Source organism: Hydrogenovibrio sp. JE_KL2 (assembly GCF_009296185.1).
Lineage (GTDB): Bacteria > Pseudomonadota > Gammaproteobacteria > Thiomicrospirales > Thiomicrospiraceae > Hydrogenovibrio.
On record NZ_WBJR01000007.1, the window covers coordinates 41,733 to 62,809 of the forward strand.

Sequence of the window (21,077 nt, forward strand, 5' to 3'; positions counted from 1 at the left end):
GCAATAAGGCGCGCACGTGGTGCGCTCAATGAGATTCGCAACCGATTAGTCATAAACCACTTTTTCCTGAATGATTTTCCAGCTTTTACCCACTTCCTGCCAAACCAGATATTTCTTCACCGAATCCTTAAAACGATTGGAATCGTAATTCTGAACAAAACTGACTTGGAACGTATGGTTTGCCAAAGGTACAATTTTTACGTCTCTCAAATGGATTTTAATATATTTTGGGCGCTTAAGGCTATTTTCACGGTTCTTAGCCCAGTCTTTGTGATTGGTGAACTTATCCGAATGATAATTGCTGTCATAAAAACTCAAATAAGATTTCACGTCTTTGGAAGACCAAGCGACACGCCAATTCTCCACACGGTTCAACACGCGCTGCATGTCTTTCTTCGCTTTTTCCAACTGCGCCTTTTCCGGTGTCTTCACCGTCTCGCTTGTCAGTGCAACCCACTTGCCTTTCGGGTAGTTGATTTCAGAAGGCTTGAACACGGACTGATAAGCCAACTGCGCTTGATAGGCGTAGATGTCGTTCAAGTTCGCCATAATGATGGCGATTTTAGGGTCGGCGTTCAATGCCGATTCCAAATAGTTCTGCGCTTCGGCGTACTTTTTCTCTTTCATCAAAGTCGCCGCCAAATTGTTCGATACCGCCAAGTCGTTCGGATAGTCTTTCAACATCCCTTTCCATAGCTCAATGGCTTTATCAGCTCCCTCTTTGGTCGCGGATTGCGCCATTTGTTCAGCTTGAGTGAAGCGCTCTGTGTAATCTTTATTGCTTTCTTGTGCCAAGGCTACCTGACAGCAAAAAATGCTTATCATCCAGCCAAATACCAAAAACCCGTTTTTCAAATTCCCTTTTCCAATGCTTTCCGACACTTGTTGCCCTGTCTAAATTTGTTTTTTTATTGAATGATTTAACAGCACTTGACGCTTTTTTTCTTGTATCTATTCTGGTCTACGCTATTGATTAACCTTGCTATTTTAACGTAAATCCCCAACACCGACCATAGAACTTTTTAACTGTTTGATTTCATCTCTTAATTGCGCTGCGGTTTCAAAATCCAAATCTTTCGCCGCTTTAAACATCGTTTTCTCCAATGCCTTGATCTGCGCGGCGATTTGCGCAGGCGTCATCTTCGCCAGCACAGCCTTGTCATAATCGCCTGCTTGCTCCGCAACCTTTTGATTTCCAGCACGTTTCATGCCTTTTGCGGCATAAGGCGAGTCTTCCAGAATATCCGTGACTTTTTTATTCAATGCTTGAGGCTGGATACCTTTGGCTTCGTTATAAGCAATCTGCTTGGCGCGGCGGCGCTCTGTCTCACCGATGGCTTTCTTCATTGAATCCGTAATTTTATCGGCATAAAGTATCGCTTTCCCGGCGACGTTTCGTGCCGCACGACCAATGGTCTGTATCAAAGAACGCTCGGAACGTAGGAAACCTTCTTTGTCAGCATCCAAAATCGCCACCAAAGACACTTCCGGGATATCCAACCCTTCTCGCAACAGGTTAATCCCGACCAGCACATCAAACTCGCCGAGTCTTAAATCACGAATGATTTCAATCCGTTCAACGGTATCAATATCCGAGTGTAGATAACGAACACGAACCTGATGGTCTTCCAGGTACTCGGTTAGATTTTCTGCCATGCGTTTAGTCAGCGTTGTCACCAGAATACGGTCATTATCCTCAACTCTGAGGCGGATTTCACCCAACAGGTCATCCACCTGCGTCAGGGCCGGGCGCACTTCCAGCACCGGATCAAGCAATCCAGTCGGACGCACCACCTGCTCAACCACCTTGGATTGATGTTCTGCTTCATAGTTACCCGGCGTCGCACTGACGAAAATGGTTTGTGGCAGAATTTTCTCGAACTCATCAAAACGCATCGGGCGGTTATCCAACGCCGAAGGCAAGCGGAAACCGTAAGTCACAAGATTTTCTTTTCGGGAACGGTCACCCTTGTACATACCGCCGATTTGCGGAATCGTCACGTGACTTTCATCAATGAACATCAATGCATTTTTCGGTAAGTAATCCAGCAAAGTCGGCGGCGGCTCTCCCGCATTTCTGCCAGACAAATAGCGTGAGTAGTTTTCGATACCGGAGCAATAACCCAACTCCTGCATCATCTCGATATCCAGTCGGGTGCGTTCTTCCAAACGCTGCGCTTCAACCAGCTTGTTCAAGCTGCGCAACTCATCCAATCGAACTTTCAGCTCTTCTTTCACCACTTCGATGGTTTGCAGAATCCGCTCTCTTGGCGTGACATAGTGGGATTTCGGATAAACCGTGATGCGTGATGGACGGCTCAATATCTCCCCCGTCAAAGGATCAAACCATGCCAGACTTTCTACCTCGTCGTCAAACAGCTCAATGCGCACGGCATACTCTTCCGACTCCGCCGGATAAATGTCGATAACATCGCCGCGCACGCGGAAAGTCCCGCGCCAAAGCTCCATATCGTTTCTGGTGTATTGCATGGTGGAAAGCTGGCGCAGAATATCGCGCTGAGCAATCGGGTCGCCCAAACGCAACTGCAAAATCATTTTGAGGTATTGGTCCGGGTCACCCAAACCGTAAATAGCCGATACCGTGGCAATCACGATGACATCTTCACGTTCCATCAATGCCTTGGTGGCAGACAAACGCAACTGCTCAATTTGTTCATTGACCGAGGAATCTTTGGCAATGTAAGTGTCGGATGCCGGCACATAGGCTTCTGGCTGATAATAGTCATAGTAGGAGACAAAATACTCCACCGCGTTTTTCGGAAAAAAGCCTTTCATCTCGCCATACAGCTGGGCTGCAAGCGTTTTGTTGTGCGCCAAAATAATGGTCGGGCGTTGTACGTTTTCTATGACATTTGCCATGGTAAACGTCTTACCGGAGCCGGTCACACCCAACAAGGTTTGAAAGGCTTCGCCGTCCTCCAAACCTTCCACCAGACTCGCGATGGCTGTCGGCTGATCTCCAGAAGGCTGATATTGTGATGAAATCTGAAAGCTTTTCGCCATGAAAAAACACTCGTAAACGTCAAAAATTTACTTAAAAAATAAAGCAATTGGTTGTAAAATGTGGGTTGTGCTTTATATACCTAAAACATGTGAACTAGCCATCAAAACTCTTTGCTAAATACTTGTTTCCACAAAGTATTTAACACAGCATTTTGCCAGTCGAAAAAATTTGGTCAAATTTTGATCTTAAAGTTTGCAAAGCAACGAAATATAACACGAAACTATTCTAGCTAAAAATTTGGATGAGAACCGAAAACAATGCCCTCAAATTCTAGACTGTCTGATCGAGTCAACCGTGTCAAACCTTCCCTTACCCTTGTCATCACCGCAAAAGCAGCAGAACTTCGTCGCGCAGGCCGTAACATTATCAGCCTAGGTGCCGGAGAACCGGATTTCGGAACCCCTGAGCATATTAAAAAAGCGGGGATCGAGGCGATTGAAAAGGAGCACACGCGTTACACGGCAGTCGACGGCATTCCTGAGCTAAAAGACGCCATCATCGCCAAATTCAAACGTGACAACGCGCTAGACTTTGAAGCGAATCAAATCCTAGTGTCATCCGGCGGAAAACAAAGTTTCTACAACCTGTGCCAAGGCGTGTTGAACGATGGTGATGAAGTCATCATCCCTGCGCCTTACTGGGTATCTTATCCAGACATGGCATTGTTGGCAGGCGGCGAACCAATCATTATCGAAGCGGGCATTGAACAAGGTTTCAAAATCACCGCGGCGCAATTGGAAGCGGCCATCACCCCAAAAACCAAAATGTTCGTACTAAACAGTCCATCCAACCCGACGGGCGCGGTTTATTCGGCAGATGAGTTAAAAGCCATCGGCGATGTGTTGAAAAAACATCCAAACATCATCATCGCGTCAGATGACATGTACGAGCATATCTTGTTAACCGATATGCCATTCACCAACATCCTACAGGTTTCTCCAGAGTTGACGGATCGCACTGTGGTATTGAACGGCGTATCAAAAGCCTACTCAATGACAGGATGGCGTATCGGTTATGCAGGTGGCCCGGTAGATTTGATTGCTGCAATGCGTAAAGTACAATCGCAAAGCACCTCTAACCCTTGCTCTATTTCGCAGTATGCGTCAGTTGAAGCATTGGATGGCCCTCAAGAATGCATCCAAGTCATGTTGACTGAGTTCAAAAAACGTCATGAGTTCGTGGTAGAACGCATCAATCAGATTCCTGGATTCAAGTGTATTCCAGCAGCAGGTGCTTTCTATGCGTTTATGGATGTAAAAGATGCCATGAAGATGAAAGGCTTTTCATCGGATGCCGATTTCGCTACAGCGATTTTGGAAGACGTGGATGTTGCCGCCGTTCCGGGCTCTGGCTTCGGGTCTGAAGGTTACTTGCGTATCTCTTTTGCCACCAGCATGGAAAACTTGGTTGAAGCACTAAACCGCATCGACAGCTTTATGAAAGCTTAATCTAGGTTTACTCCTAGCTACCCCAACCTGGTAGATTTTTGCATAAAATCTACCAGGTTGGGGCAATTCAACATAGCCTCAAATAATGCCCTTATAGTTCAACAGCAACATCAAAGCGGCATAAGCCCGTCCTTCCGAAAACTCAGGATGCGCCAATAAGCTCTGCCACTCTTGCAACGGCCAATAAACCACCTCCAAAGGTTCAGGTTCATCGCCTTCTGCGGTTTGTGGTGTCAGTTCTTCTGCCAAAACAATATGGGTATGGTGTGTCATGTAACCCGCCGCCAAGGTCAACGAATCCAGCAACTCAACCTTTTGCGGGAAGTAACCTATCTCTTCCTGACTCTCACGGATAGCCGCTTGCTCCCAGCCTTCACCCGCATCGATTTTGCCTTTCGGAAAGCCTAGCTCATAGCGCTCAACGCCAGCCGCATACTCGCGGATCAGTACCATCTTATCCTCCAACACCGGTACCAATAGCACCGCACCGTTTTTGGAGCTGATAAGTCGCTCGTATTCCACCTCAACGCCATTGGCAAATTGCAACGCCATGGTTTCCACGGTAAAAATCCGCGACTTAACCGTTTCGTTTTTCGCTAAAATACGAGGAAATTGTTCTGAAGGATTTTCGTTTTTCATAATGCAATCATAGTGAAAGGCAACTGAAAAAGCGATAAAAACCCTTTCAACCCAAGATAAAAATAGGCAAAGCACTCACACTTATGACCACCATTAACTGGCAAACCATCGATACCGTTTTATTGGATATGGACGGCACTCTACTGGATTTACATTTCGACTGGCACTTCTGGATGACCTATCTACCGGAGATTTATGCCAATGAAAATAACCTCACCATTGATGAAGCCAACCGAATCATCCATGAGAAGATTCACTCACAAACCGGCACTTTGAACTGGTACTGTTTAGATTACTGGTCAACAGAACTACAACTCCCCGTTGCCGAATTGAAGCGTGACTTGAAGCACATGATTCAAGCACATCCTGAAGTCATGACTTTCTTGAGACGCCTAAAGGAATTGGGAAAAACAGTGATTATGGTCACCAACGCCCACCGAGACAGCTTGGCAATTAAATTGGAAATGACGGAAATCGGTGATTATTTCGATGCCATGGTCTCGGCACATGACTATGGCATACCTAAGGAAAACGCCGATATCTGGCGTAAAATCCAGTCAGACTTCCCATTCAACCCGCAAAGAACACTGTTGATTGATGACAATATCCACGCACTGCAAACCGCACAAGACTTTGGTATTCGATACTGTGTTGCGGCCACGCACGTTAGCCCGAATATGGATAAAGTGGACCCCAAAGGTTTCCCTCATTTTGAGAACTTCAATGAAATCATGCCTTAATGCTTTATTTCATTAATTCACAGTTGTTGTCTGGGTCATAACTATTAAATTGGTTTAACGCAATACCTTTTAGTTTCGCCAAATAGATATCGCCTTTGATATTGTATCTAAGACCCGCTATGCGATAGTTCAGCTCGGAAGTTGCCATTGATAACTTATCTGCCCAACACTTGGCTTTGCCTAAGTTATAAGAAAAACCGTTAGCCGCATTCCCATAGTTGTACGCTAAAGCAAACATAGCATTTTGATTATTTTTTTGCCCAGCTTTAATAAGATAATGTTTGCCTAGTATGTTATCTTTCGGAATAATTTCTGCATAGCTGACTCCCATAATGTTGCCTAGCAAAAAATCTGAATAGAACTTCATACACTGCCCAGATCCCATTTCAGCAGCCTTTATAATACCTCTGATCCATTTATCTTTAGGCCCTTGTTTAAAACGTCTTATTTGAAGAGTTTTATTTTCTGTTTTTCTACTTTTCTGAATTAAATCACTGTATCCAGCAAATGGCGTTGGAATGCGCTGACTGAACAAACACATAGCATCTGCATCACCACTATAAGCCAATTTTTTTAAACGCTGATAATAGGGATTTTCTTCTGAAAATTGAAGAGGATAATTCCCCATATCCAAATTATAGTAATCATGCAAATGCATATCCAGATAGGCTAACTCTGAACCCTTCTGAACTTCTTTCTGCATTAGCAAGAAAGCCGTACTGACCCTGTTGTCTTTACTATCATCAACATCCTTAGGATAAAGATTGGGATCTTTATTACTGTGTTCAGTCATTCGATAAATAGCAAAGAAATTTGTGACGAGTTGTTCCTTTCGCTTTTTAGAAAGTGACTTTACTAATTTTTGATCTAAATCGGGAATACAGTTTTCAACAACTTCTCTATGCCCATCTTTTTTCCAAACATAAACAGGCGTTGGATATTTAACAGAACTAGGATCGATGTTGACTAAAGTTCCCTGTTGTAACTTACAACGTCCATAAGAATCTACAATCGTTCTTTTGGGTGCTGGGTTTGCATAAGTATTGCCGAGATAAAAGAGAATCCCGCCCAAGCAAATTAAAAAAGTTAAACCTATAATTTTCTTTTCGCTTACAGACAAAAACTGAAAAAACAATGATGTATTTTTGCTTTGATTCATGATGCTTTTCTTCATGGTTGATGCCTCATCCTGTTTCTACACAAAAATACCCAGCCTGGTAAATTTTTAACATTGCTTATTGTGCTAAGTGTTTAGTTGTTTGCATAACCCCTACCCTAAGCACGAAATCAATCGAGTCTGACCCCATTGATTTTTAGATTTTTAGAAGTAGTTTTTATAACCTTTATAACTGGTAATTGCGGTTATATCTGTCTTAGTAATAACCATATTGAAATAAGCATTTCGTTCCTGTTGTGTCGTCATACGAATGTTTAACCCGGTGAGTTTTCTATAGCGCTGTATATTTTTCTCAAAAGCAGCTCGATACTCTTTTTTTTCTTCTGGTGTCATATAGACCATAGACAAATCTGCTTTGAGATATTCTTTCTTATCCTGTAATAGCGGGTATTTACTGCGTATACCTGCTGTCTCTAAATAACCCTTTTCATAGCGTTGGATTTTTTGATCAGAAAAAGTACTCAAAGCTTGCTCTAAATAGCTATCAACCATTTCAGCCGTAACAGGGGGTGAACTTTCGGCACTTGCTTGATGGCTTGAAAGCAACAAAAAAATAAAAACGAATGTTGCTCCCCCAACCTGGTAGATTTTTGATGTTTTTAAAATAGCAAAACAATCCATTAAAATTCCTTTCACTTTGAACAAGGCGCCAATAAATAGGTTGTTTCCACCGTCTCGACACCTTTGCGCTCAAACTTATCTTCCTGCACTTTTTCAATTTGGTAGTGCTCGCCATACAGTGTGTGGATTTCTTGTTCACTGACGGCAAACGGCGGACCGTTTCTAACGCTTTGGTCGTAGTCCAAGGCAATCAATAGCATTGGGGTATCTGACGGTAAGATTTCAAGCAGGTGTTTGGTGTAATCCGCGCGCATCTCTGGTGGCAAGGCAACTAACGCCGCACGATCATAAACGGCAACAACATCCTGACAATCTTCACGGGTTAAATGAAAGAAATCCCCGCAGAACAAACGCATAGCTTCCAGTTCATAGCCGCAAAAACGCTCATGCGCCAAGTCTTGAATGCTAAAACGACGGTGCAGATGATTTTCTTCAATGAATTCTTCCAAAGCCTTTAAGCTTAACTCGACGGCAAGGATGTCGTGCCCCTGTTCTTTCAGCCAAAGCATATCGAGTGATTTGCCGCTAAGCGGTACCAACACTTCACCCGCCATTGCCTTGTTATCGCTAGTGAGTAATTTATGCCAGTGTGCTTTGAGATAGGCGTTTACCTCCGGTTGATGAAACCCAACTACGCCGGATGCCCACATTTGATGCCAAAAATCGTTTTGCAATCCTGTCTCCAATTTTTATATTCGTGAATGATGCTTATAATAGCATGCAACGCAAACACATCAATTCAAGGCAAACCATGAGCGATACACAACAAAAAGAAACTCCACCCAACCCTCCTTCAACCGAGGAGACGCCATTCTGGCGTAAGACTTGGGTGCAAAACACCTATTGGATTGTCGGCACTATTATTTTGTTTTTAATTGCCCGCCCCCTGATGCAAGGCGATGTGATTCATGGTCAAGTGCCGGACATCCAAACCACCAGCATCACCGGTAAGCCCGTACATATTCAGGATTACCAAGGCAAGCCGGTCTTGATTCAGTTCTGGGCGACTTGGTGCCCGATTTGCGCTTATGAGCGTGACGGCATCGAACGTGTCGCAGAGAAATACAATGTCATCAACATCGCCACGCAATCGGGTACGGATGCCGAACTGCTGGCGTTTGCTAAAGAACATGGCATGAACCCTAATTTGATTGTGAATGACCAAGATGGCAAGCTGATGAAAGCCTTTGGCGCTCGCGCGGTGCCGGCAAGCTTTATCGTCGACAAAAAAGGTCAGATACAGTTTGTGGAAGTCGGCTTCACCACCAGCATGGGGCTGAAAGCCCGTTTGTGGTATTTGCAGTAATCGACCACTATTTGGAACCGAAACCTTGCTGAAAAAACTGTCTAAATTCATGATAAAAAAAGTGTCTTATCCGGCAAAGGGTCGACTGATTCATTCCGTGCGGGATGAACACGGTTTGATACAAGTGATCGACACGGATACCACCCGCAGCTTGTACTTCGACTCGCCGGTGGAACAAAGTCGTCTGTTCTTCCAAGCGCCAATGACCTTGGCGTTTGAATACCAACAATGCATGTTGGATTTATTGGATGAATTTGCGCAAAAGCATGCTGTTGAAAAGACATTGATGCTTGGTCTGGGTGGCGGCTTACTGACCAACCACTTGCACTGTTTCTGGCCGAAAGCACAACACCATGTGGTGGAGCTTCGTGAAGCGGTTATTGAGGCTGCGAAGACCTATTTCTATATGACGGAAGACCCGGCCATCTTCGTGCATCATCGCGATGCGCTGGATTTTATCGACGAATCGGTACAAAACGGTGACAGTTATTCGGCAGTACTTGTTGACCTATATGATGGCGATGCCATGCCAGACGTTTTTTGTGATGAAGCTTTCTTGTATCAACTCAAAAGCCTGAAACATAAAAACTGTCTGCTACTCTTCAATTTATGGGCTTCTTCGCCGGACTCGACCTTGGCAATCATCAAATTTTGGGAAAGGCAGTCGGAGTACAAAATCCGCATTGTGCGCACCAAGTCGACTGGGAATGTCATTTTAAGCATCTTGTAACAGGCTTTTAGCAGATTTCTGCGGACATCCCCTTTCTTATCCTGCTTCCTATCTGGCGCATTGGTATAATAACGCCCTGAATTTTAATCACCCTGAATATTAACCACTTAGGCGACACTCGGTTTATGGCTCTACTTTTCTTACGCGACATGCAACTCAGCTACGGCACCCAAACTTTACTGGACCATATCCACTTTCAGATCGAGCCGAATGAGCGCGTCTGTATTGTCGGGCGAAATGGTGAAGGGAAATCCACTCTGTTGAAAGTCATTGAGGGCAGCATTGAAGCCGATGACGGCAGTCGTATCGTGCAGGATGGTGTCAAAATCGCCAAGCTACAGCAGGAAGTACCGCATGATATGCATGGCAGCGTGTTTCACATCATCTCTCAAGGGCTTGGTGATATTGGCGAACTGATCGAGCAATTCCATCAATTGAGCCATGAGGTAGCTGAAAACTACTCCGACGAAGTGCTGGACAAAATGACCAAGGCGCAACAGAAGATTGAAGCTGCCGATGGGTGGGGATTCAGTCAACGTGTCGAAACCGTGATTTCCAAACTTGGCTTGCCTGCCGATGCCGAATTCTCTTCCCTTTCCGGCGGGATGAAACGCCGCGTGTTACTGGCAAAAGCACTGGTACAAGAGCCGGATATTTTGTTGCTGGACGAGCCGACTAACCACTTGGACATTCCGTCCATCCAATGGTTGGAAGATTTTCTGAAAAACCTGAATTGCAGTCTGGTGTTCATCACGCATGACCGTGCTTTCCTGCAAGCGCTGGCAACACGCATTGTTGAACTTGATCGTGGCAGCCTGAGCAACTGGGAATGTGACTACCAAACCTATCTTCAGCGCAAAGAAGAAAAGATGGAAGCCGCAGCAAAATCCAATGCCGAATTCGACAAGAAACTGGCTCAAGAAGAAACCTGGATTCGCCAAGGCATCAAAGCACGTCGCACTCGTAATGAAGGGCGTGTGCGTGCTTTGGAAAAGCTTAGAGAAGAACACAAAGCGCGTCGTAGTGTTCAAGGCAAGGCGCAGTTGCAATCGAATGTTGGCGATAAATCCGGTAAACAAGTTATTGAAGTGGAAGCCCTGTCTTTTGCTTGGCCGAACCAGACCGTTGTTCAAGACTTCTCCACCATGGTAATGCGTGGCGATAAAGTCGGGATTATCGGAGAAAACGGTTGCGGGAAATCGACCCTGCTCAACCTGCTACTGGGCAAACTGGAACCGCAATCCGGCAGTGTCAAATTGGGTACGAATTTGCAAATCGCCTACTTCGACCAACATCGTGCGCAACTGGATGAAGAAGCGCCAGTGATTGAAAGCGTGCTGGAAGAATCCGACTATATCGAAATCAACGGGCAACGTAAGCATGTCATGGGCTATTTACAGGACTTCCTCTTCTCGCCGGAACGTGCTCGCCAGCCGGTTAAAGCGTTGTCCGGTGGAGAGCGCAACCGCCTATTGTTGGCGCGCGTATTCGCCAAGCCATCAAACCTGCTGATTCTCGATGAACCGACCAACGACCTTGATGTTGAAACGCTCGAACTACTCGAAGAGTTACTCCTTAACTATCAAGGCACCGTGCTCATCGTCAGCCATGACCGTGCTTTCTTGAACTCGGTGGTGACCAGCTCGATTGTTTTCGATGCACCGGGCATCGTCAATGAATATGTCGGTGGCTATGATGACTGGTTACGCCAGCGTCCAGAAGGTTTCACAGCATTGCATGCGGCAAATGAAAAATCTACTGCCGATAAGCAAGCAAACAACGCCAGTCCTGCGGCAACCGACAAACCCAAAACCAAGAAACTCAGCTTTAATGAGCAACGGGAATATGACGCGCTTCCGGGGTTGATTGAATCTTTGGAGCAGGCATTGGAGCAAGCCGCTGAAAAGATGTCTGAAGCAGACTTTTATCAGCAGGAAGGTTATCAGCAAGTGTTGGACGATATGGCAAAGCACGAAGCGGAGCTGGAGCAGGCGTTTGAACGCTGGGAAATTTTAGAAGCGAAAATCAATTAATCGAGCGATTGTATCGACTAGCGACTCAACTTAGCAGCTGCCTCTGCTTTATTTGCCATGGGGCGCTGCTTGCCTTTCCAGCGGTTCAGTAATTTCAACAGTCTATACAGTGCATCTTCGGACACAGGTTGTTGAAGCATGAAACGCACCTGTTTCTTATTGAGCATGGCTTGCGCGTCATCGATATGTTGCGGCTCGTACATCAAGCCAATCGGTGTTTCGAGAATACTCGGATTGTCATGGGTGACAGCCATCCACTCGGCTTCAGCGGTTTTGGCTAAATTAAAGTCAATCAATATTGTCAGATAAATCCGATGTGTCGTGTAGTGACGTCGTTTGATTTCGACGGTCACCTCTTCCGGCGTCGAGAAAAGTGCGATTTCCAGACCAAACGATGCCAACATAGCTTTCATTTGCTGCGCGCGAGTTGCATCCGGTTCACAAATCGCAATTTTTCGACCCTGAATCCAAGACAATTTATCCAAAACTGACCTCCTCATGACCGCATAACGGCCGACTTCTTTCTTGTTTTTTCTCTATTATGCTAGAGCTGGCGCAGGATTCCCAGCCTCTCTATAAAAATCTAACAGAAAATTGCCGCTTTTCTTTACTGCAAAGTGTGTTTTTTGGCTATACTATTTCGTCACAATTATCATTTACAACACATAAAAATGCTGTCGTTTTTTTCATAAAACTAAACAGATACGTTGTTCATTTAAACACAGGAAAATATCACGGGAACAGGTTATATGAGCTGTAAAGATCAACATTCTTACTCAACTTTTTGTCGTTCATCCAATAACGCATTGAAAGAGCCGATGTTCTTCGGACAAAACGTCAATGTTGCTCGTTATGACCAGCAGAAACACCCTATTTTTGAAAAGCTGATTGAAAAGCAATTGAGCTTTTTCTGGCGCCCAGAAGAAATCGACTTATCTTCAGACCGCGGTGAATATGCGGATTTGCCAGAACATGAAAAACATATTTTCATCAGCAACCTGAAATACCAAACCCTTTTGGATTCGGTTCAAGGTCGTTCGCCAAACGTCGCACTTTTGCCTTTGGTGTCTATCCCAGAACTGGAAACCTGGATTGAGACTTGGTCTTTCTCAGAGACGATTCACAGTCGCTCTTATACACACATCATCCGCAATATCGTTTCCAATCCTTCATTGATTTTCGACGACATCGTTACCAATGAAGAAATCGTCAAGCGTGCTGTCACCGTTACCGAGTATTACGACGAGTTGATCGCCCTGACCAACAAGATGTATGCAGAAGAAATCGACATTGAAAAAGACGATGCGTTCCGTAAGAAAGTCAAGACGGCACTTTATCTGACGATCGTGTCGGTGAACGTACTGGAAGCCATTCGTTTCTATGTGTCTTTCGCTTGCAGCTTCTCTTTCGCAGAACGTTCGTTGATGGAAGGTAATGCCAAAGTCATCAAGTTGATTGCCCGCGATGAAGCACTGCATCTGTCCGGCACACAACACATGATCAACCTGCTGAAAGAAGGCAAGGATGATCCTGAAATGGTCGATATTGCCAAAGAGCAGGAAGAAATGGTTTACCAAATTTTCCGTGAAGCGGCTGAGCAAGAAAAACAATGGGCGGAATATTTGTTCAAAGACGGTTCAATGATCGGTTTGAATGCCAGCATATTGAAAGACTACGTTGAGTACATCACCAATATCCGTATCAAAGCTTTGAAGCTTGAACCTATTTTCCCGAACAAGAGTAACCCGCTACCTTGGATGAACAACTGGTTGGTGAGTGACAACGTTCAGGTTGCGCCTCAAGAGTCGGAAATCAGTTCTTACTTGGTGGGTCAGGTTGACTCCAAAGTCGAGAAAGACGACTTCAACGATTTCGCTTTATAAATCTTTTAGACAAGCCCCCCAACCTGGCAGATTTTCCTGAAAAATATTCAAAATCTACCAGGTTGGGGTATCCCCGCCTTCACACTCTTAAACCTGCTTAGAGCAACTTAGCTCAAATCAGCCAAAACTTACCGACTTAAAGAAATGCATTTGCGCCATCGCCAATTGCTTATCGGTCGCCCCCACAATCGCAACCACAGCACCTCTTACGGGAATAATCTGACCTTTCAGTCCATCCTGCACAAAGGTATACATGCCGTTCAATTGCCGATGCGGCAAGACAATAATCGTTACAGGGCCTTCTTCTTCCTGTAGAACGATATGTAGCCCTTTTTGGCCATCCACCTCGCAGTCGCCGGCATAACTCATGAAATCAATCGGCTTATGCAAGGTTGCGCCAACATATTTGAAAATGCGTTGTAGCTCTTTCGGCGTTGGTTCTGGTGCATTCTTCGTCATGATTGCCGGTTCTTCTTTTGCGTGTGCAACAATGTGCTGCAACACCGCATTTTCCATTTCAACAGCATCGCCCTGCAATGCAGAAGCGTTTTGACTGGAATGGTAATCATAAAAAGACAAGCCAATCGCCAATACCATAATGGACGCCGCCATCGCGCTCCATCTGGAAAAGTCCGCCAAGTTTAAGAATCGCGTCTTGGGTGTTTTTGCCAATGTTGCTGTTGAACCTGCCGCTTCAAAACTGTTTTTGATGAGAATACGCTCATGCAACCCTTCCGGTGCCGGAACATCCAATACCTGTTCCAGACGCTCTTCAAACTGTTTGGCTTGTTTCACCAATTCGACCTTTTGAGGATGCTGCTCAAGGTAGGCTTTCATTTCATCGTCCAATTCACTTGGCGATTGCCATAGGCGCTGTTGGAAGCTGATGTCATCTAGACGAATATCATCGAATGATTTCATAGACTGCCTCCTTTCATTTGCGCTTTTCCGGGGACATCGGTCATCAACTTTTTCAACTGCTGACGAGCACGGAAAAGTCGGGTATTGACGGTTGCCAACTTCAAGTCGAGTTGTTCGGCGATTTCATCACCGGAAAAGCCCCAAATCACTTGCATCAATAAAGGCTCTTTAAATTCGTTATCCAGTTTCATAATGGCATGGTAAAGTTGTTGCTGCGCCAGTTGTTCAGCCGGTTCGTGGCTTGGGTCGTCGGCCACCAAAGCCTCTTCTATCTCCAACCATTCCGGTGTTTTCTTCTCGAAACGTCTTGCATTTTCTCTTCGTAAAATCGTCATCAGCCAAGCTTTGGCGGCTTTCTCGTCCTGCAAATGGTCAATCGACTTCCAAGCACGCGCAAAGGTCTCTTGCACCAGGTCTTCGGCAATTTGCTTGTCTTTTGCCAACCAGAAAGCCACCCGATACAGGTCGCTGGCATAGGCTCTGACTAATTTTTCAAAAAAGGGGTGGGCTTTTTTCAAGTTTCGTGTCTCTAGCTTTTTGAACAGAGTATTGTTCTTTTGTTATTAGACCTGCTTTAAGTTGGATTTCTTTCAAACTTTTCTTTCAAGAGTGCTCTTTGCGCAAGATTTAACTCATAAACCGCTGAGGCCCCTAAAATTACAGTCATCCAAACCACATACATCCAAAGCAAAAACAGCGGTACCGCAGCGAATGCTCCATAGATCAAATCATAGCTTGGGAACCACTGAACATAGAACACGAATGCCTGTTTGAGCACTTCCAACAGAAACGAGACGATAAGTGCGCCAATGAACGAGGCTTGCCACGCGACCTTGGCGACAGGTACATAGTGAAACAGGAACCAGAAGCCCAGCACATTCATCAATATTGGCAGATTGAACAACCAAACTGAGTTGGCTATCTGAGGAGAAATACCACCCAATGCTGGTAAAACCGATGTCATGGTAAAACTTATCACCAACAACAGTGGACCGACAAGCGCGATACTCAAATAGCTCAGCAGGCTAATCCACAATCTACGTTGTGTATTCTTGTCCCACATGGCGTTGATTTTGTTATCAATCGACCACAACATCAATAGAAAGGTGATGAAAATAAATAGGATGCCCACGCCCTTCAAATGGCTGGCATGAGAAGAAAATTCGAGCAGATATTGTTCGACCATGGGCGAGCTGCTCGGTAGCAAATGTGCCAGCAGTTGGTTAACAATATCCGCCGAACGATTTTTGAAATAATCGGTAACCGAGAGCACGCTGATAATCACCCCGAGAAAGGGAACAACGCCTACCAGAGAGGTGTAAGACAACACGGTTACGGCATCCAATCCATCCTTGTTTATGAAGTTATGGAAAGTGCGTATCCAAAATCGGCCACGAAACAACTGAAATACCAACAAACTCTTCATTTATCCAAACGCCTCAAAATCACCTAAGCACTTATTTTTTAAATAAAAAACTATGCCTAACATTTACACATGTCACCATTAATTTTTTTAAATTGCTAAGGTCATTTCATTCTATCAAAATATGCGCATGAATAAGTCTTCCAACACTTTTGTTAATTTTCTGGTTATCGGCTACGCTTTAGTCATCATCTTGGTGGCATTGTCCGCAGGCATTTTCTTTAACTACGAACAGAAAATTTCCAAATCCTTCAAAACCTATACTCAGAACATCGATTTTCAGGAAAACATTGATGCGTTGTTCAATGCGTCTTCACAACGCAGTATTCAAATGGTTCGCATGCTGAATGCAAAGGATGCTTTTGAAGTGGACGACCTTCAGATGAAAATGAACCACTACGAACATATCATCGTCACCGTACTGCAAGGGCTGGAAAAGTTCGCTGATAAAAAACAGCTTGAACTCCTCTCTTCTGCCCGAAAAATCATGGGGCAAAACCAAATCTATCAAAATCAAGTTTATAACCTTTTGATGGATGACAAAAAAGAAGCCGCACTCAAGCAACTGGTAGACGTCACCTTGCCGAAGCTGCGCAATGTGCAGGACATTTTGACTAAGCTACAATCAGACTATAAACGCCATGCTGACAACTCCAGAAAAGAGTATGCGGAGTTGATCTCTGAAATGCGCAATATGATCTTGTCGGTGGCACTGCCGATTATCCTAAGTTTATTGGGCATAGCACTTCTAACCATTCGTAAATTGAAACGCTTTGCCAACTCTCAACAGGAGTTGCTGGAAAATCTTGAAACCATCGTCCATAACCGGACCAGAGAGTTGTTGCTTGATAGACAGTTGATGCACAACCTGAACGAAGCCATCGGGATTTTCAGCCAAGACAACCACTTACTGATTACCAACAAAAAACTCTCCAAGCTATTGGAGTTTTTTGCCATTCCCTCAGAGCAAACCATTTGGACGATATTGACTACGCTGTTTGAAGATTTGGATTTAAAAGACATTCAACACCAATTGCTCAACCATCACGGTTGGCGAGGCGAAGGAAAAATCAGTGCTAGCGAGCGTCAAGTGATGATGATCGACATTTCCAGCATTCAAGACCCCAGTTTGCCGGAGCCTTATTTTTCAATCATCCTGACGGACATTACCGAGCTGAAAAACATACACAACCAGCTTGAGTTCACCGCCAATTATGATGCCGTCACGCAACTGCCGAACCGTTTTAGCTTCAATAAAAAAGTGCAAAAAACCATTGAAGAGGCTCCTGACCAGACATTCCACCTTTTCTATATGGATTTGGATGACTTCAAATGGGTGAATGACCATCTGGGACATGCCGCGGGTGACGAATTCCTAAAAGAGGTCGGACAGGCCTTTAAAAACACTTTGCCGCCAAATCAGTTCCTCGCACGAATTGGTGGAGATGAGTTTGCGATACTCATCGATCGCCCAATGGATACCTACCAATTGGAGCGTATGGCCACCAATCTGCTTAACAACCTGAAAAACGTCAACAAAGGTCATCATGTGGAACATGAGATTGGCTGTAGTATCGGTGTCGCCAACTATCCTACCCATGGCTACACAGCCGAGACTTTATTGAAAAGTGCTGATTTTGCGATGTATCAGGCGAAAAAAGGCGGTCGCAACCGTTATTGTCTGTTCTCTCACCAGCTCAATGAAGAGCTGCGCTACCTGCATGAGCTGGAACAAAACCTGAGAGCGGCGGTCAAAGAGAAAAGCTTTGAGCTGCATTACCAACCACAATATAGTCTGCACTCGTTGAAACTGGTGGGCGCGGAAGCGCTGATTCGCTGGCCGTTGGAAAATCGTCAGATTCCACCAGACGAGTTCATCCCGCTTGCTGAAAAATTTGGTCTAATTAACGAGATTGGAGAATTTGTTTTCGAAACCGCAATCAAACAACTTTCGAGCTGGAATGATTGTCCGACGCCACTGCCGAGAATGGCGATTAACGCTTCTTCCATCCAATTACTCGCCGGAAATTTTGGGGCTTTTGTCGAAGAACTGCTATCACGAAACAAACTGAGTGCTAATAGAGTGGATATTGAAGTCACTGAGTCCGTCATGATGAAAAACATTGAGAAAAATGACTCTCCTGACTCTACCTGCTTGAGTCTATTACAGGAAAAGGGATTAGAAATTTCCATTGACGACTTCGGAACGGGCTATTCATCCCTTTCTTATATCAAGCACTTGAATATCGATCGTATCAAGATTGATAAAAGCTTTATCGATGACCTTGAGTTTAACCGCGAGGCTCGTTCAATTGTTAAAGCCATTATCAAAATGGGGCATAGTTTGGGACTGAAAGTGCTCGCTGAAGGGATTGAAACGCCTAACCAGCTAGATATACTCAAGCAGCTTGATTGCGATGAGGGACAAGGTTTCTTATTCAGCAAGCCAATCAATGCTGAAAAATTTAGAATTAAATGTCTTTCTTAGCTCTGGCATAATATCAGAAAAACTTTATTTTCTATCTTCCGAGCACAATCCATACATGCCTGATGTGTTACGTTTTTTCGTCGCGCTTTGCCTTGTTAGCTGTTTTCCCTCTATCTTGTATGCGGAAACCAACATTTCTGATGCCATTCGGAAGAACTTAGCGACCTCAACAGGCATTATTACTTTTTTGACCAGCCAAGAGTCGGTATCTGCTGGAACATACGCGGTTGAAAAGACAACTCAGGACAGCCCTTCATCATCATTTTCGACATTTAAACTCCCTTATCGTAAAAGCTATCCTATGCACGATGACGGTTCTAGATGGTCTATGCTGTTAGGCTATGGACGTTTTGACATGAACCAGAAATTCGAGGTAAATGATGGTCGAGCTGATTCATCCTGGGATGCCAATGCCCTCAGTGCAGGAGTTGGTTACTCTAGGAAGCTTAATTCTGATGTGCGTTGGTTCTCTACGCTGGAGCTGGCATACAGTCAAATCTACCATGATTACAACGTGCCTACGACAACGTCAGGAGCACCTAAAATCGGATACGTCACTTTCGATTGGCGAACCAACGCTTTATCGCTGATTCCTGCAATTGGGTTACGCTTTCCTATCTTGCCGAAACAAACATCATGGCAGTTTGAAACCAAAGCGGTTTACCTCTTTACAACCAGTGTATTTGCTTCGCGAACTGAAGAAGTCTCTGCAAAGTCTACGCTATGGGTCAACAAGATTGATTTTGGTGAGCCTTTGACAGTTTCCATGGATACCTGGGGAGTTGCCATTAACCCGCAGTTCAAGAGAACTGATGCTTATGGCAGAGTGCATGACGCTCTGGCGACAGAGTATTGGTACGAGGCCAATCTTAACTTTCGTTTAAAATCTTATGAAGACAAATGGTGGAACAATCTTTCATATGGCTTCAGTTACTTGCAAGGCAAACACTTCCGAGGCGGACAATTGAGTATCAACTTCAACCTTGAACAATTTAATTTCAAGTAACCTTTATGAAACTGGCCTAATGATGCCTCTAGTATAAAGCATTTCCAGCACTGGCTCGGCAAACGACGTGAGAGCAGCTACAGACTGGCCTGACGATTCTGATAAGCCCATCAATAACGCTTTAAAGGTTAAATCTTTCTGTTCATCCAAACGGGTAATTAAGTGATACAGCAATGGCGACAAGGCCATAAACTGCACCAGATCTTCCGAGTCACGATAAACCAATAAAGTGGTCACTTCAGTGGGTATTTCAGGAATAAAATCAACTGAAATCTGGTTCACCGGCCACTGATAAGACAAAGGCCAAGCAACGGGTGAAAGCTCATAACGGGCATCCAGAGATGGTTTAAATTCTGGATTGTTAAAAAACCCTATTTCAGGTGCTACCGCCAATGCAACTTCAACCCACTCATAGTGAGCCAGTTCAAATAAAAATGGAGGATCCGAACTCTGCCGCTCATACTCATTTTGCAAGAAAAGCAGAAACTCCTGCCCTAGCTCATGAAACAGCGGCGTTTGTGCACGGTGCTTCACCATGTACTCTCTAATCAAGCTTTCCCAGCGTGCTTCACCAAGCAAAGAAAATAAGACGGGAAATTGATTGGTGAATATCTCATAAACATTGTTGAAAAAAAGCGACTCATAGAGCTTAAGACGCCTCTCTTCAATCGGTAGTGCTCCAGTAACACTGGCAACGTCATATTGAACATGCTCAGGGTCGCGAATATGAGATGAAAAAGCACGTTGTATTTTTTGAAACGTCGGAAGATTGTCGGTTTGCTTATCCATATTTTTTCATGCCGAATCTTTCTTGATAGCGCTGTTGTGCAAGACGAATCTGCTCAACTTCCAACATCAAATCAGGCAATGGCGGAATATTGAAGTCTCGCTCTAGTAACGTCGGTTTTATGCCATGAATGGCATAGGTTTGATCCAACAAATCCCATACCTCTTGTTTGACATCTTCACCATGCGTATCGACTTTCAAATCATCTGCTTCATCAAAATGCCCCGCCATATGTAAATACATCATGGCATTCGTCGGCATGGCCTGCATATATTGAACGGCATCATAACCATGATTAATGCTATTGACGTAAGTGTTGTTAACATCAAACAACAGGCCGCATTGCGCCTCATTCACCACGGCATTTACAAATTCCTGCTCGGTCATTTCACTGCTAGGCATCGCATAGAAAGAAATATTCTCAATGCCAATCGTTCGCTCCAAAATATCCTGAACGCGTTTGATGCGCTCCGCGACATAATGAACCGCTTCTTCAGTAAAAGGAATGGGCATCAAGTCATACAGCTGTCCAGAATCTCCACAATAGCTGAGGTGCTCCGTGTAGTAACGCACGTCATGCTGCGAGAAAAATGCCTTGAGCTGATGCAGGTACTCTTCATTCAAAGGTGCCATTCCGCCAAGGTCGAGTGACAATCCGTGACAGACAAAAGGATAGCGCTCCGTTAGCTTACGAAGATCCCGTCCCATTTTCCCACCGAAACTCACCCAGTTTTCTGGTGCAATTTCAAAGAAGTCTACATCAATCGACGCGGCATCAAGAATCTCATAAAAGAAATCCCGCCTTAAGCCAAGACCAACGCCGTGAATTGCATTTGGATCAAAATTCATT

Annotated in this window: 20 protein-coding genes; 8 read left to right on the forward strand and 12 right to left on the reverse strand. The window is 44.7% G+C overall.

What is annotated here, in order from left to right; genetic code table 11:
* Window positions 1–45 precede the first annotated feature (45 nt).
* Together F8R13_RS11180 and uvrB are read right to left on the reverse strand one after the other, a co-directional pair.
* Window positions 46–882: a tetratricopeptide repeat protein gene (locus F8R13_RS11180; protein WP_152834611.1), complete on the reverse strand. Its 837-nt coding sequence runs from the start codon at window positions 880–882 to the stop codon at window positions 46–48.
* 105 nt (window positions 883–987) lie between these two features.
* On the reverse strand, window positions 988–3,024 hold the full coding sequence (uvrB, locus tag F8R13_RS11185; RefSeq protein ID WP_152834613.1) for an excinuclease ABC subunit UvrB: 2,037 nt from the start codon (window positions 3,022–3,024) through the stop codon (window positions 988–990).
* A 258-nt stretch (window positions 3,025–3,282) separates the two neighbouring features.
* On the opposite strand from uvrB, the gene F8R13_RS11190 reads away from it, so the two are divergent.
* The gene (locus F8R13_RS11190) at window positions 3,283–4,473 is read left to right on the forward strand and encodes a pyridoxal phosphate-dependent aminotransferase (RefSeq protein WP_152834615.1); all 1,191 of its coding nucleotides are present in this window, start codon (window positions 3,283–3,285) and stop codon (window positions 4,471–4,473) included.
* 78 nt (window positions 4,474–4,551) lie between these two features.
* On the opposite strand, the gene nudE is transcribed toward F8R13_RS11190, so the two are convergent.
* On the reverse strand, window positions 4,552–5,112 hold the full coding sequence (gene nudE, locus F8R13_RS11195; protein WP_152834617.1) for an ADP compounds hydrolase NudE: 561 nt from the start codon (window positions 5,110–5,112) through the stop codon (window positions 4,552–4,554).
* 83 nt (window positions 5,113–5,195) lie between these two features.
* Between nudE and yrfG the strand changes: the two genes are divergently transcribed.
* Window positions 5,196–5,852, forward strand: coding sequence for a GMP/IMP nucleotidase (gene yrfG / locus F8R13_RS11200; protein WP_152834619.1), 657 nt, complete (start codon window positions 5,196–5,198; stop codon window positions 5,850–5,852).
* Between the two features lie 4 nt (window positions 5,853–5,856).
* On the opposite strand, the gene F8R13_RS11205 is transcribed toward yrfG, so the two are convergent.
* From F8R13_RS11205 to tmpT, 3 genes are all read right to left on the reverse strand, one after another.
* Window positions 5,857–7,026: a hypothetical protein gene (locus F8R13_RS11205; protein WP_152834621.1), complete on the reverse strand. Its 1,170-nt coding sequence runs from the start codon at window positions 7,024–7,026 to the stop codon at window positions 5,857–5,859.
* A gap of 147 nt (window positions 7,027–7,173) precedes the next feature.
* Window positions 7,174–7,650 carry a hypothetical protein gene (locus F8R13_RS11210; RefSeq protein ID WP_152834623.1) on the reverse strand — a complete coding sequence of 159 codons (477 nt, stop codon included), beginning with the start codon at window positions 7,648–7,650 and terminating at the stop codon, window positions 7,174–7,176.
* A gap of 11 nt (window positions 7,651–7,661) precedes the next feature.
* Window positions 7,662–8,324 carry a thiopurine S-methyltransferase gene (gene tmpT, locus F8R13_RS11215; RefSeq protein ID WP_152834626.1) on the reverse strand — a complete coding sequence of 221 codons (663 nt, stop codon included), beginning with the start codon at window positions 8,322–8,324 and terminating at the stop codon, window positions 7,662–7,664.
* Between the two features lie 77 nt (window positions 8,325–8,401).
* Between tmpT and F8R13_RS11220 the strand changes: the two genes are divergently transcribed.
* The 3 genes from F8R13_RS11220 (at window position 8,402) to F8R13_RS11230 (ending at window position 11,719) form a co-directional block, all read left to right on the forward strand.
* Window positions 8,402–8,956 carry a redoxin domain-containing protein gene (locus tag F8R13_RS11220; protein ID WP_152834628.1) on the forward strand — a complete coding sequence of 185 codons (555 nt, stop codon included), beginning with the start codon at window positions 8,402–8,404 and terminating at the stop codon, window positions 8,954–8,956.
* Between the two features lie 49 nt (window positions 8,957–9,005).
* Window positions 9,006–9,686, forward strand: coding sequence for a hypothetical protein (locus F8R13_RS11225; RefSeq protein ID WP_152834630.1), 681 nt, complete (start codon window positions 9,006–9,008; stop codon window positions 9,684–9,686).
* 125 nt (window positions 9,687–9,811) lie between these two features.
* Window positions 9,812–11,719, forward strand: coding sequence for an ATP-binding cassette domain-containing protein (locus tag F8R13_RS11230; protein ID WP_152834632.1), 1,908 nt, complete (start codon window positions 9,812–9,814; stop codon window positions 11,717–11,719).
* Window positions 11,720–11,736: 17 nt separating this feature from the next.
* Here the strand turns inward: F8R13_RS11230 and F8R13_RS11235 are convergent, their stop codons facing one another.
* Window positions 11,737–12,204, reverse strand: coding sequence for a hypothetical protein (locus F8R13_RS11235; protein ID WP_152834634.1), 468 nt, complete (start codon window positions 12,202–12,204; stop codon window positions 11,737–11,739).
* Between the two features lie 264 nt (window positions 12,205–12,468).
* Here F8R13_RS11235 and nrdB point away from each other — a divergent pair, with 264 nt between their 5' ends.
* Window positions 12,469–13,602 carry a class Ia ribonucleoside-diphosphate reductase subunit beta gene (nrdB, locus tag F8R13_RS11240; RefSeq protein WP_152834636.1) on the forward strand — a complete coding sequence of 378 codons (1,134 nt, stop codon included), beginning with the start codon at window positions 12,469–12,471 and terminating at the stop codon, window positions 13,600–13,602.
* A gap of 117 nt (window positions 13,603–13,719) precedes the next feature.
* Here nrdB and F8R13_RS11245 read toward each other — a convergent pair whose 3' ends face one another.
* From F8R13_RS11245 to F8R13_RS11255, 3 genes are read right to left on the reverse strand one after another with little or no spacing between them, the layout of a single operon-like run.
* Window positions 13,720–14,523, reverse strand: a complete 804-nt coding sequence (locus F8R13_RS11245) for a DUF3379 family protein (protein WP_152834638.1) — start codon at window positions 14,521–14,523, stop codon at window positions 13,720–13,722.
* On the reverse strand, window positions 14,520–15,041 hold the full coding sequence (locus F8R13_RS11250; protein ID WP_152834640.1) for a sigma-70 family RNA polymerase sigma factor: 522 nt from the start codon (window positions 15,039–15,041) through the stop codon (window positions 14,520–14,522). The genes F8R13_RS11245 and F8R13_RS11250 overlap by 4 nt, the downstream gene beginning before the upstream one ends.
* 56 nt (window positions 15,042–15,097) lie before the next feature.
* Window positions 15,098–15,949: a YihY family inner membrane protein gene (locus F8R13_RS11255; RefSeq protein ID WP_152834642.1), complete on the reverse strand. Its 852-nt coding sequence runs from the start codon at window positions 15,947–15,949 to the stop codon at window positions 15,098–15,100.
* A gap of 127 nt (window positions 15,950–16,076) precedes the next feature.
* On the opposite strand from F8R13_RS11255, the gene F8R13_RS11260 reads away from it, so the two are divergent.
* A complete protein-coding gene (locus F8R13_RS11260; protein WP_152834644.1) occupies window positions 16,077–18,434 on the forward strand; it encodes a bifunctional diguanylate cyclase/phosphodiesterase in 2,358 nt (785 codons plus the stop codon).
* Between the two features lie 55 nt (window positions 18,435–18,489).
* A complete protein-coding gene (locus F8R13_RS11265) occupies window positions 18,490–19,440 on the forward strand; it encodes a Solitary outer membrane autotransporter beta-barrel domain (RefSeq protein WP_172967759.1) in 951 nt (316 codons plus the stop codon).
* Between the two features lie 3 nt (window positions 19,441–19,443).
* Here F8R13_RS11265 and F8R13_RS11270 read toward each other — a convergent pair whose 3' ends face one another.
* Window positions 19,444–20,229: a DUF2063 domain-containing protein gene (locus F8R13_RS11270; protein WP_152834648.1), complete on the reverse strand. Its 786-nt coding sequence runs from the start codon at window positions 20,227–20,229 to the stop codon at window positions 19,444–19,446.
* Window positions 20,222–21,076: a DUF692 domain-containing protein gene (locus F8R13_RS11275; RefSeq protein ID WP_152834650.1), complete on the reverse strand. Its 855-nt coding sequence runs from the start codon at window positions 21,074–21,076 to the stop codon at window positions 20,222–20,224. Before F8R13_RS11275 ends, F8R13_RS11270 begins: the two co-directional genes overlap by 8 nt.
* Window position 21,077 lies beyond the last annotated feature (1 nt).